General features: G+C 69.6%; 10 protein-coding genes and 3 pseudogenes. 8 read left to right on the top strand and 5 right to left on the bottom strand.

Features of this window, described 5'->3' with window-relative positions; all coding sequences use genetic code 11:
* A pseudogene (locus E2B92_RS33720) lies at nucleotides 1–196 on the bottom strand (IS5/IS1182 family transposase); the annotation flags it as partial.
* A gap of 89 nt (nucleotides 197–285) precedes the next feature.
* Here E2B92_RS33720 and E2B92_RS32375 point away from each other — a divergent pair.
* The 3 genes and pseudogenes from E2B92_RS32375 (at nucleotide 286) to E2B92_RS33715 (ending at nucleotide 2786) form a co-directional block, all read left to right on the top strand.
* Nucleotides 286–1155, top strand: a pseudogene (locus E2B92_RS32375) (IS5 family transposase).
* Between the two features lie 453 nt (nucleotides 1156–1608).
* On the top strand, nucleotides 1609–2583 hold the full coding sequence (locus E2B92_RS32370; protein ID WP_235024082.1) for a multidrug effflux MFS transporter: 975 nt from the start codon (nucleotides 1609–1611) through the stop codon (nucleotides 2581–2583).
* Entirely contained in the window at nucleotides 2580–2786 is a 207-nt protein-coding gene (locus tag E2B92_RS33715; RefSeq protein WP_235024081.1) for a hypothetical protein, read from the top strand. Before E2B92_RS32370 ends, E2B92_RS33715 begins: the two co-directional genes overlap by 4 nt.
* A gap of 123 nt (nucleotides 2787–2909) precedes the next feature.
* Here E2B92_RS33715 and E2B92_RS33125 read toward each other — a convergent pair whose 3' ends face one another.
* Nucleotides 2910–3068, bottom strand: coding sequence for a hypothetical protein (locus tag E2B92_RS33125; protein WP_185923564.1), 159 nt, complete (start codon nucleotides 3066–3068; stop codon nucleotides 2910–2912).
* A gap of 482 nt (nucleotides 3069–3550) precedes the next feature.
* Between E2B92_RS33125 and E2B92_RS32360 the strand changes: the two genes are divergently transcribed.
* On the top strand, nucleotides 3551–4201 hold the full coding sequence (locus E2B92_RS32360; RefSeq protein ID WP_126884847.1) for a hypothetical protein: 651 nt from the start codon (nucleotides 3551–3553) through the stop codon (nucleotides 4199–4201).
* Between the two features lie 137 nt (nucleotides 4202–4338).
* Here the strand turns inward: E2B92_RS32360 and E2B92_RS32355 are convergent, their stop codons facing one another.
* On the bottom strand, nucleotides 4339–4611 hold the full coding sequence (locus tag E2B92_RS32355; RefSeq protein ID WP_126884848.1) for a hypothetical protein: 273 nt from the start codon (nucleotides 4609–4611) through the stop codon (nucleotides 4339–4341).
* Between the two features lie 167 nt (nucleotides 4612–4778).
* Here E2B92_RS32355 and E2B92_RS32810 point away from each other — a divergent pair, with 167 nt between their 5' ends.
* Complete coding sequence (locus E2B92_RS32810; protein ID WP_126884849.1) at nucleotides 4779–5402, top strand: hypothetical protein; 624 nt, start codon at nucleotides 4779–4781, stop codon at nucleotides 5400–5402.
* Nucleotides 5399–6183 (top strand): annotated as a pseudogene (locus E2B92_RS32350) (IS5 family transposase). Before E2B92_RS32810 ends, E2B92_RS32350 begins: the two are co-directional and overlap by 4 nt.
* A gap of 917 nt (nucleotides 6184–7100) precedes the next feature.
* On the opposite strand, the gene E2B92_RS32345 reads toward E2B92_RS32350, so the two are convergent.
* On the bottom strand, nucleotides 7101–7589 hold the full coding sequence (locus E2B92_RS32345) for a hypothetical protein (RefSeq protein ID WP_126884850.1): 489 nt from the start codon (nucleotides 7587–7589) through the stop codon (nucleotides 7101–7103).
* 96 nt (nucleotides 7590–7685) lie between these two features.
* A complete protein-coding gene (locus E2B92_RS32340; protein WP_126884851.1) occupies nucleotides 7686–8201 on the bottom strand; it encodes a RipA family octameric membrane protein in 516 nt (171 codons plus the stop codon).
* Between the two features lie 106 nt (nucleotides 8202–8307).
* Here E2B92_RS32340 and E2B92_RS32335 point away from each other — a divergent pair, with 106 nt between their 5' ends.
* Complete coding sequence (locus E2B92_RS32335; protein ID WP_126884852.1) at nucleotides 8308–10494, top strand: hypothetical protein; 2187 nt, start codon at nucleotides 8308–8310, stop codon at nucleotides 10492–10494.
* Between the two features lie 44 nt (nucleotides 10495–10538).
* Nucleotides 10539–11411, top strand: a complete 873-nt coding sequence (locus E2B92_RS32330) for a hypothetical protein (protein ID WP_126884853.1) — start codon at nucleotides 10539–10541, stop codon at nucleotides 11409–11411.
* The last annotated feature ends 415 nt before the right edge of the window (nucleotides 11412–11826 follow it).

Raw genomic sequence — 11826 nt, 5'->3', positions numbered from 1 at the left:
GCATCGTAAGGTTCGTGCGGTAGTACACGGCCACCAGCAGCACCCGTTCGGCCAGCGGAAGGCACCACGGCCGGCCACCACCGGGACCGTTGCCGCCCCGTTCCCGCACCGCGCGAAGCAGCTTCTCGAAGCGCCCCATCGGCAACCCGGTGAACGTCTCCACCCACACCGGCTCAGCCCTCAACACCTCACCCACACAGGCAAAATGCCCGCCACCAAGCCTTCTGCAACACCCTTTAGGGCCTGTATCGAAAGTGGATCTTGATCTGTGAATGATCACAGGCCATGGGGCGGGGAGATCTCACAGACGAGCAGTGGGTAGGGCTGGAGCCATTGCTACCGAAGGGCAGCAGAGCGGGGCGGCCGCCTGTCTGGTCGCGGCGACGGTTGATCGACGGTATACGGTTCCGGGCCCGTACCGGAGTTCCGTGGCGGGACGTCCCGGTCGAGTACGGTCCCTGGGCCCGGGTCTACGACCTGTTCCGCAGGTGGCAGAGGGACGGTACTTGGCACCGGATCTTCACCCGGCTGCAGTCCATGGCGGACGCTCGGGGTGCGATCACGTGGGATTTGAGCATCGACTCCACAGTCTGCCGCGCCCATCACGCGGCCGGGGCCCGCAGCGGGGTGACCTGCAGAAGGAGCCACCAGGCGGCATTCTTTCCGAACCTGATGCTCATGGGCTGGGTCGCTCGCGCGGTGGGTTCAGCACCAAGCTGCACCTGGCTGTCGAGCAGGGGCAGAAGCCTATGGCGATCGTGGTCACGGCCGGTCAGCGCGGGGACTCACCGCCATTCGCACCGGTGCTGAGAAAGGTCCGGGTGCCCCGGCTCGGACCGGGCCGACCACGCGTCCGTCCTGACCAGGTGCGCGCGGACAAGGCACGCCTCCAACAGACATCGCGCCTACCGACGCCGCCGCGGTATTCGCTGCACCATTCCCGACAAGGCCGACCAGGTCCGCAACCGTCGGAAGCGAGGTGCGCGGGGCGGTCGGCCACCGAGCTTCGACCCGGTCGACTACCGTCAGCGTCACGCAGTCGAGTGCGGCATCGACCGGCTCAAGAGGAACCGCAGCGTCGCCACGCGCTACGACAAGCTAGCAGTCCGCTACGAAGCAACTGTTCTGATCGCCGCTCTCGGAGAGTGGCTCTAGCTCAGTGCGGCATCGATGCGTTTGTGTAGTGGAGCCAGGCGGCCTTGAAGGCCCTTCTGGTGCTCTGGGTCACGAAAGGCCCATCCCCCCTACTCTGATGGATCGATAAGCTCTTAGGTGCCCGCTCAGAGCTTCTCGGCTTTCTGGTTCCGTGAGGGCGAGAAAGTGAGGTCGGCGAGTCACTCGGGGTGCCCGTCTGGGCCGCTTGCAGGTCCCCTGGCGCCTTCTCGTCCGCCGGTCAGGGGTCTCCGTAGGCCTTGGGCGGCCGATGGCTTCAGGGCGCCACAGAAGACTTGCGCAGACACCCTGTAGGGCGCCTGAGCTGGGCAAACAGCACTAGCTTCGACGCCGCCACCACCCCCTTCCATCAAGGAGTGATCCTTGTCCAGCCCTGCGCAGAATGCGGCTGTTACCGCCACCGACAGCACTTCCGATACGCCCTCACGGCGCCCGTTGATCTTCCTGGTCCTGGCCGCCCTGACCGCTCTGCCGTCGCTGTCCTCCGACGTCTACCTGCCGGCCCTCCCCGACGTCGCCAACACCTTCACCACCACTGCGGTCGTCGTCCAGCTCACCCTCACTTCCTGCCTGATCGGCATGGCCCTCGGCCAGCTCGCCGTCGGCCCCCTCTCCGACCGCCTCGGCCGCCGCCGCCCCCTCCTCGGGGGCATGCTCCTCTACACCGCCGCCTCCCTCGCCTGCGCGCTCGCCCCCACCGTCGGCGCGCTGATCGGACTGCGGTTTATCCAGGGCGTGGCCGGGGCCGCCGGCATCGTGATCGCCCGGGCGATCATCCGCGATCTCTACGAGGGCGTGAAGATCGCCCAGGTCTTCTCCACCCTGATGCTCATCTCAGGGGTTGCCCCGGTCATCGCCCCGCTCTTCGGGGCCCAGTTGCTGCACGTCACCGACTGGCGTGGCATCTTTGCGGCCCTCGCGATCCTGGGCCTGGTGGTCGTCGCCGCCATCACGCTCGGCCTGCCCGAGACCCTTCCCGCCGCCATGCGCCGCACCCGGGGCGTGGGCCTGGCACAGATGCGGAGCCTGCTGACCGACCGTGTCTTCACCGGCTGCCTGATCGCCGCCGCCGGTGCGTTCGGCGCCTTCTTCGCATATCTCGCAGCATCTCCCTTCGTCCTGCAGGACCTTTACGGCGCCAGCCCCCAGACCTACGCCCTGCTGTTCGGTCTCAATGCCGCGGGGATGGTCGCCACCGGCCAGCTCAACGGCCGCTACCTGATCCGCCGCTTCCCCGTACACACCATCGTCACCGCCGGGCTCGGCCTCCTGCTACTGGCGAGCCTGGCCATGCTCGCCCTCGCCACCGGCCTGCTCGGACACGTCGGCCTCCCGGCCCTCTGCGCGGTGCTCTTCGTCCTCGTCTCCAGCCTCGGCCTGCTCATCGGCAAGCCAACGCCCTTGCCATGAACCGCACCGCCCACGCCGCCGGAGCCGCCTCCGCCCTCCTGGGCTCCTCCAGCTTCCTCGTCGGCGCGCTCGTTTCCCCCCTGGCCGGCCTCACCGACAGCGCCGTTCTCATGGCTCTCATCCAGGCCCTCGCCGCAGCCCTCGCCCTCACCTGCTTCACTGCCCTCACCCGGGGCCACTTCCACACCTCCGAGCCGAAGTAGCCCACCCCAGCGACACGGCGAAGACCTTCAACAGCGGACCCCGGCATGCGCCGAGGCCCGCGTCAGCACGCGATGAACGTCCGGAGGCAGGTGGTTGCGGCGCAGTATTCGCACGGCCCGCAGTCAGCTCTCGTAGAGGGCGCGCATCGCGTCGTGGAACTCCTGGGGGCGGGCGGCCTCGCAGCCGGCGCAGTGGTACCGGTGGAAGTCGGTGCGAGCGGGGTGGTCCTGTTGCGCGGAGCGGCGGACGCTGCGGAACTCGGTTCCATCGGTCGCGAGCACAGTGGGCAGGGGTCTGCGTAGATCAGTTGCTTCAGCATGCGGCGGACTGCGCAGGTCGGTGACCTACCGTCTCGGGCTGGCATCGACGGCTTCACAGAGCGCGGCATCGGGGAAACGGACTGGGGCCGGTGGTCGGCTCGTAGAGGGCACTGGGGTACTGGTCGCCGAGGTTGAGTGCCCGGTGGGCTCAGTGGTCGGCGTCGAGCAGAGCCGGGCGTTAAGGTCCTTGAGTGCCGTTCGGGAGAATTACCCCGTGCGGACAGGCACTTGGACGCTCCTCAGGCACCGTGTGACACCGTTCGTGTCGCACTGCGGCGCGGACGCTACAGTGTGCCGCGCGGTTCGACACGGGTGACCACCGTGTCCGCGGGCACGGCCCGGCCGTACCACCTCCTGACGAGCCGTCGGAGGCGCGTGGGCCGACCGTTGGGGCTGTTGCGGGCGGGCTCTGTTACCGGAATCAGGAAACAGCCAGGAGAACCATGAGAAAGAAAGCACGGAGAGCCGGCATACTCGCCGCCTCCACCGTCCTCGCAGCGACAGCGGCCTTCATCGCCGCACCGAGCGCCAGCGCCGGCACGTCCGAGATCGCGAACCCCGGCTTCGAGAGCGGCAACGCGTCCTGGAGCGAGTACGTGACACCCTTCGGCGGGCACCCCGTCAACACCTCCTCGGCCTGGCCCGCCCATTCCGGCGTCGGCAAGGCCGAACTCGGCGGAACGGGCTACACCGGCATCAGCCGCGTCTCCCAGCAGATCACCGTGCCGGCGTACAAGGTGCCGGTGCTGACGTTCTGGCTTCGCAGCGACGTGGTCCGCGCGGACTCGCCGGACTTCGGCTTCCGCCAGCTGGTCGTCGAGGCCACCGCCGAGAACGGGCAGAGTCACGAGCTGCACAGCCGCATGAACAAGGGCGGCACCACAGGCGCCTACGAGAAGGTTTCGCTCACCCTGCCCGACGCGTTCTACAGCACGTCGCCGCAGAAGGTCACCCTCACGTTCATGGTGATCGAGGACAACAGGAACCGGATGCCGTTCCTCATCGACGACGTGAGCATGGAGTACCGGCTGAAGCTGATCTCGCGCCCGATCATCATCTCCGGCACGGACTTCACGAGGCCCGCCGCCCGCTGATGGCCCGCCCGGCGTGCGGCGCTGTCCGCAGGGCGACCGCGTCGCACGCCCTTTGCCCCCAGTGCGCCCGGGCGGCGGGGCCTCCGTTCCGGTGGGCGGACGAGGGGCATCCGCCGGGTCAGGGCCCGACCGCCGGGTCAGGGCCGGCTCATGACGTGCATCACGGTCGGCCCCGTGAGCTTGATCGCTGCGTGCTGATCCCTGATCTTCAGGACCGCGCTCTGGACTGTCGGCGACACGGCCGGATCTTTGTTGATCCAGTCCATCAGGTGGAAGCAGACGTTGCAGAAGTCGATGGGGATCTTCCAGCCCTTGCTGTCGCCTGGCCCGTCTGACCAGCCCGAGTAGGTCCGTTCTAGGTCCTCCAGAGCCTTGAGCGCAGCCTGCCACCGCTCCTGCCAGGGGCGCACTACGCCATGGCGGAGCCTGACACCCACGGGATTTGCTGCAGCCGTAACCTCTGCTGGGCCGGCGGGGAGCTGGGACGGCGCGCCCCCTAGGCTGTGCGTGGTGGGGTCCAGGCGGGGGGTCCCAGGGGGGTGGGAACAGGATGTCCGTAGAACGTCATGTAGCGGGGATGCTCCAGCAGATCGCCCGTCAGCAGGACATCGTTGAGATCGCCCCTCAGGGTTCCACTGCGAAGGCGGCCGCCCTGGCGCACGTGGCAGAGCAGTACGGCTACACGTACGGCATGGCGTACAGGACCGGGTTCAGGAACTCGTTGGTCCAGGTCCGGATGCACCGGGACCGGCAGCCCGACGCGCGCGCCCGTGAGGCGGCCACCATCACCGCCCATCCGCAGGCGGGCAACGGTGGGTCAGTGCCGGGGCTGGAACGGGGCTCGCTGAAGCCGCTTCCTGAAGCGGTCGGTGCCGTGGCCGTGCTGAAGGACCTCATCACCTTCGACGTCATGGCCATGTACGTAGCCGACCGGAGTCAAAAGGTGAAATGCTACCTCGCTTGCGCGGTCCTGACGGTCCTTCTGCTCATCGACAGGTCGCCGGTCGAAGCGGTCGCCTCAGGCGGGGTGGTCGCGCTGCTCTTCACCGTGGCGTTCAAGGTGGGCGCGATCCGCCGCGGGAAGATCGCACAGCGGCTGACGGACGCCGGGTTCCTCGCAGTGCGCGACGAACAGGGCGGCCAGCGTTTCCTGCGCCCGGGACAGCAGTTGCCCGGCCACACCAACCCGTTCGCCGCCTGAAGCCCTGTTCTGCGGCGCGGCTGCCGTCCGTGGGCCGGGCCCGGGGGCGGTGGCGGGATCACCGGCAAGTGCTTGAGGGCATCGTGTTCAAATTCCGCACCGGTCTGCCCTGGAGGGACCTGCCCGAGCGGTTCGGTCCCTCGCAGACAGTCCATGGACGCTTCGCCCGCTGGGCTGCGGACGGCACCTTCGACCGCCTGCTGGCCGCCGCTCAGTCCCGGGCGGAGGTGGACTGGCTGGTCGCGATCGACTCCACGATCGTGCGGGCCCACCAGCACGCGGCTGCCAAAGGGGGCTCGAAGAACGCGGCCTCGGACGTTCCCGCGGCGGGCTGACCAGCAAACTCCACCTCGCCTGCGACGGACGGGGCCGGCCTCTGGCCTTCGTGGTCACCGCGGGCAACCCCAACGACTGCACCCAGGCGGCCACCGTCATCGGCCGCATCCGCGTGGCCCGGCCGAGCCCGGGAAGACCCCGAACCCGGCCCGACCCCATCGTCGCGGACAAGGGCTACTCGGCCCGCAGCTTCCGGGCCTACCTGCGTCAGAGCGGGATCAAGGCCACGATCCCCGAACGTGTCGACCAGCTCGCCGGCCGGCAGCGGCGCCGGGAACGGCCCTGCAGCTTCGACAAGGCCGCCTACCGACGTCGCAACGTCGTCGAACGCTGCTTCCACCGGCTCAAGCAATGGCGCGGCATCGCCACCGGCTACGACAAGCGTCCCGACCGCTACCTCGCCGCCATCGTCCTCGCCAGCACCCTCATCTGGCTCGACACATGATCGGAAAGACACCCCCTAGGGGCGAAGGCGGCTGCGCTGGCCCGGCGGTCGACGGTGGATTCATCCATGGCTGTGCTCGGCGCAGGCGCAGTGGGTGTGTCCCTCAAGTAGTCGGTCCCTGGGCTGCCCTACCAAGCCTGAGGCCACACAGGACGAACGGGGAGGATACTGCGAAGGCGCGACCTCGGGACCGCGCTGGCGCCACACGCTGGGTGGCACTGCCAGGCAAAGGGCACCGATGCCGGGAAGTGACTCGCTGCTGACTCGCAGCCGTACGCCACACAGCCCACCGCGGACCGTCCCGGTGGAGCGACCATCGCCGCCACCGCCCCTCGGCGTTGGGCGGTGGAGCCGGTCCACGTACTCGGCCTGGCTGCGCTGAGCGCCGCACAGCCGCCGGCCGGCTCATCGCCCGGCCTGGATCTCGACCGCCACGGTTCGCAGACATGCGAGTGCGACACCGACGCCGTCGAGCACCACGCGCGGAGGCGAGCCGGCGTGGTTCGTCAGCCGCCATCGCGGGCGATCCGCGGCCGACGGCGGTCCAGACCGGCTCGGCCGCTTCCTCGGGCACTGCGCCGGTGGGGCCGTCGAGGTGCTGGACGGCCTCGCGGGTGATGCAGCGGTCGGAGTCCGGGACTGCAGGTAGCGGGGCAGCGGGTCGGCGTCGAGCTCCTGGAGCCGGAGGTAGGCGGCGACGGGGCCGACCGCGAGGTGGCTGTGGGCGAGGGCGTCGGTCAGGGCATACAGGACCAGATGCTGCCACGGGTCCATCTTGGTCGCTGTGCATGGTCTGCTCCGTGCTGTCCTGTCGGCTGCTGCCTCTGCGAGTCCACTCGCACGCCCTCTTTCCCGGCGGAGGGTCATCGCCTCCTCCCAGGAGGCTGCGGAGGCGAGGCCGGAATCGAGCATGGGTGTCAGGCGCCGGACCTGCGCGCACCAGGAGGCCATACAACGTCGACGGCCAGCCCAGCCGAGCGGGCGGCGGCCACGGTGTCAGCCGTGCCACCACCGCCGGTGGGCGCGCTGCCGTCCCAGACGGCCACCACACGGTCCGCGCCTTGGAGAAGGCGGAGGTTGGCCGCTTCGTAGGCCGCGCGCCCCGCGTGCTCGTACGGCATGATCACCACCTCGTCGGCGGCCTCGCACAGCGCGTCGAACCTGGTGAGGTCTGCCGGGGTCACTACCGCGTCCCGGTAGTCCCTGGACGGGATGATCACCGACAGCCGACCGCCGAGGGACAGGATTTCCTCGGCGAAAAGGGTGTCGGCGCCGCGGGCCAGGCAGGAACGTCCCACGAGTGAGTCGCCCCGCAGGCCGGCCAGCAGGTCACGCAGGGCCGTGCGCACCGCCTCGGCTGCCTCGTCGGCCAGGTCCATGTGACCGGTGACGGCGACCGTGACCACGCGGCAATCCCCTTCCAGCCCGGGTGATGTGACCGTCACTCTATCCGGTGGCGGTCACCGGTCGAGCCGATCGAGCGGTGCGGACATCTGCCCGCCTCACAGAGCCATGGCGGCGGCGAATCCCAGCATGTAGGCCCCGGCGAAGAGGAGGGGGATCCACCGCTCGACCCGGCTCAACGGCAGATAGACGCGCCAGTCCCGACCCTCGCCGAGAGCACGCCACTCGGCGGAAACGAAGGTGCGGGCCGGCAGCCGCTCCTCCAGCGCACCGATCACCTCGAACTTGCCCCTGTTCAGATGGTGGTAGGAGCGGATGGTGAACCACCAGGTGACACACATGCCCAGCAGGACCAGCAAGGCCGCGAGGGCGAGGACGACCGGCACATCGCGGTGGGGTTCCTGGGACAGCCAGGCCCCGAGGAAGGCGAGCAGGGCGGTGTGGAGGGTCAGGAAGAAGGTGTTGGCGAGGTTGCGCCGGGCGCTGACCCGGTCGGCCATCTCCACGCACAGCCGGTATTGCTCGAAGATCGCGGCGTGATACGTGGCCTTCGCGTCTCGATAGTCCTCCGCGCCGATTCCGTCGTTCCATACTGAGTCACTGATTTCAGCCATGGCGGTGTCTCCCCGTGGTGGTCGTCACGCTCGCCAACCGTGCTGAAAAGATATGTGCTTTGATCGCTTGGCCGGGCATAAAGCCCTTTGAACGAAGGTGAGTTGCTTGTCTCGGAGCGAACCGCCGGCCGACGACGTCGAGGCCATGCTGACGATCCCGCCGCAGAAGTTACGCAGGCACCCCCGGCTGCTGTACGCCCGGCGCGCGAGCGAGGCAGCGGCTAAGGCGCTGGCATATTCCCGGGGCGGAGGCGGGGGCAAGCGGACGTACGACGATCTCGCGTACCGCTATCTGTGCGCCTGCCCACAGGTTCCGTTTGTCGGTGTCGAGACCCTGGCGGGCCGCGCGGAGCGGGATCGGCGGCGGCAGCGAGCGGGACTGCCCGCCGACCTGGCCCGGCTCGCCGGGCAGCGCGACTTCCTGGTCCACCGGCGCCTCGCCTTCCCGGACGGGCAGTTTCGGGTCGGCATCGAGCGGGGGCTGCTGTACGCCATGGCCGAACCCGGGGGCGAGATCGTCGGCAGGATTCCCCTGGCGGTCCGCCACCGCGCGCTGGACGGGCTCACCAAGCCGCAGGACGTGCGTCCCCAGCCCACCATGTCGGTCTGGCCACACCTGACCGAGTCACGTTGGTTACCCCTGGACGAACTCATCGGGTACGCCCGCTTTCCCCGGATGCGCGAGGCGGCGTCCCGGCTGGTGCACGGTGTCTTCCCCGGTCGGCACCATGTGTTCGTCTCGCACCGCTGGCTGAACGTCGAACAGCCCGACCCGGACGGCGCACAGGCGCGCCTGGTCGCGTGGCATCTGGTCGCCTCGATGTGCGAGGCGGTCCGGGTCGCCCACCGGCGTGGACTGCACACCCCCCGCCACGTGGCTCCCGCCGCGATGCACATGCCGGTCGGAGTGGCCGGATCGGACCTGGCGGAGTGCCTGCTGGTCGGGGTCCTGCGCGAAGTGCTGGACGAGACATCACTGTTGCCGGTGGCCCAGGAGCTGGAGCAGGTCGGCGTGGACGCGGTCGAGCTCGGCGCGTCCGAGGCGTCCGAGGACATCGGCCTGGAGCGCCTGAGCGCCCTGCTCGACACCCTGCCCGCACTGCGGCCGCTGCTGGAGCACATCCATATCTGGTACGACTACACCTGCGTGCCACAGGCTCCCCGCACCCCCGAGGAACAGGAGATCTTCCGCAAGACCCTCGAATCGCTGTTCCTGCTGCAGTTCGCCGGGCGCACCCTCGTGCTGCTGGACGACGTGGCCGACTACCTGGGCCGGGCCTGGTGCAGCCTGGAGGCAGCGACCGCGCTGGCCGCCACGGCGGGCGGGCGCCCGGACATCCTGCACACCGGCGGACCGGCGCGGCCCTCGGGCCCCGCGACGGACGCGGAGTCGTTGCGCAGCCTGGTGAACGACCGCCAGCTCGTCATCTGGCGCGGGCTGCTGGACACCGAAGTGTTCCGGCTGCAGTCGCGCGAGGAGTGCGTGCGCCGGCTCGGACTGTCCATGGCGGAGCCGGGCGACCTCCCCTACCTCTACGACCGCATGCTGTCCTTCGCGGTGCCGAACGGCCGGATGAGCAGGCAGGCACTGGTCACGGGTGTGGTCCCGCTGCCGGACATGGGGGAGGGCAAGATCCTGATCCCGATGCCCGACTACTCGGGGTCACAGCCGGCCGACGGCGGGCGGCCGGTCCGTGTGATCGGCACCCTCGACGGGTGGGGCGGCCTGAACCTCCGGGGCTACATCGAGGAACGACAGGCCGCAGGGCCGCCCGACGTGACGCCGTACTGGAGCTTTCCCGACCTGGACGCCACCGGCACCAGGCAGACGTGCCACGTCGCGGTCGTCGCCGAGTGCGAAGGGGAAGCCGTGCTCATCTCGTCCTGGGTGCGACGGCATCGCACGGAGCTGGAGAAGCAGCTGCGGCTCACGATCGTCTCGGGGAGCTGGACCGCGGTGGACCCCGTCCCAGTGGGGCATCTGCCGCACGGGCGGCTGCGGGCGCAGCCCGTCCGCGCCGACGTGTGGGTGGTGGTGGGAAAGTCCGGGCTGGTCATGAACGACGTGGGCCAGGCCCTGTGCCGTGTGGTGTACGAGGCACGCCTGCCGGCCATCACCGTGTCCCTGGACCACACCAAGGAGAACGTGAAACAGGTCGTCGGCGACGTGGCGCCCGGCGCACCGCACAGCGGCCTGCTGTCCGGATGGGGCGACGGGTACGAGCACCCGTCCGGGCTGCTGTACATGCACTTGTATTGCCATCTGCTGCAATGGGGGGCTTCGGTCCGGTGAAGGTTCCTCATCTGGGGGAGTTCGTCGAAGGGGAGCTGGGACGGGTGCTTCGCGCCCTCAGCGCGGCCGACCGGGATGGGGACCACGCCGGTTTCCGCGCACTGTGCCGACAGCACGCCGCCGAGCTCGACGCCGACCGGGAGGCATGGCTGAGCGTGCCCCGGGAGCTGCGGGAGAGCTTCCGCAGCAACATGGACGGCATGCGGCCCTTCATGCTGACCGCCCAGCGGATCGCGCGCGAGCTGGACGGGTTGGGCCGTCCCGCCGCGCTGCGCCAGCTGTCGGGAGCCGACAAGCCGGGCAACCCGATGGAGAAGCTCCACGAGGCGGAGATCCTCGCCGAGGACGGGGAGTTCGAGGCTGCCGAAGCACTGCTCCGCGAAGAGCTCGGCGAGGGGCTGGCCGACGACGCCTGGGTGGCGTCCATCCACAGCCGCCTGGCCATGCACGCGGCCATGCGGAACGACCTCGACACGGCTGTCGAGCACGCCCGCCGTGCGTACGAACTGACACGCCGTAGGCGGAAACCCGGCACCGCGGGAGCCGCTGATTTCCTCGACGACCTGCTCACGGCCCGCGAGCTGCGGCGCGGCACGCCCGACGGACGCCGACTGGGCGCCTGCCGTGCGGCCTTGACGCGTGCGCAGCAGATGAGCGACCGGGCCATGTTCGCGGAGAGCAACCGGGCACTGTTGCGGCTCCTCGACGAGCTGGACACATACCCCGAGGAATCGTCCGCCCACCGCTTCCTCGGCAAGCTCTGCGGCCTGATGGGCTTGAACCACTTCCATCTGGGCGACCACGACGAGGCTCGGGCATGGACCCGCAAGGCCCTGCGCGAGTGCCGGCAGCGCGGGGACCTGGCCGGAGAGGAGGTCTATGAGGCCAACCTGACGGAGATCGACCGTAGGGAATAGTCGGCATTGCCCATGACGCCGAGGAGCTCATGAGCAGCGTTCGTCACGACGAGGCCGGGTCATCCTTGCCACGTGACCGCCACGAAGTACGGCGGTATCATCTTCGGCCTGCTCACGCTCGCCGGGGCGCGTACGCGCCGCAGTCGGTGCGCCGGCCCGACCAGGAGATGTGGCGCATCGACCGCACGGCCGACGACGGCGCCTTCCGCGCAGTAGCCCGAGGCCGGATCGATCTCGGCCGGATGGCAGGTCATCCGGCCGCTGCCGCCGGTCCCCGCTTGGCTTCAGGAGCGGGGCGGGGCGGGGGGGCCGGCCGGGGGGCTATTGCCACCGCGTCCGGCTGGGCGCGGGCCGCTACGGCGTCGACAACGGCGGCAAGCGGGGGAACCCTCCCCGGGATTTTCCGCCCGCCCCG

Source organism: Streptomyces sp. WAC05374, assembly GCF_004353505.1.
Taxonomy (GTDB): domain Bacteria; phylum Actinomycetota; class Actinomycetes; order Streptomycetales; family Streptomycetaceae; genus Streptomyces.
The sequence above is the reverse complement of the archived record's forward strand: the minus strand, read 5'-3'. Positions and strand labels throughout refer to the sequence as shown.

What these genes read in the sequence shown, in the direction of transcription:
- E2B92_RS33715 (WP_235024081.1), top strand. Translation starts at nt 2,580, where the DNA reads ATGAACCGCACCGCCCACGCCGCCGGAGCCGCCTCCGCCCTCCTGGGC.
- E2B92_RS32360 (WP_126884847.1), top strand. Translation starts at nt 3,551, where the DNA reads ATGAGAAAGAAAGCACGGAGAGCCGGCATACTCGCCGCCTCCACCGTC.
- E2B92_RS32810 (WP_126884849.1), top strand. Translation starts at nt 4,779, where the DNA reads ATGCTCCAGCAGATCGCCCGTCAGCAGGACATCGTTGAGATCGCCCCT.
- E2B92_RS32340 (WP_126884851.1), bottom strand. Translation starts at nt 8,201, where the DNA reads ATGGCTGAAATCAGTGACTCAGTATGGAACGACGGAATCGGCGCGGAG.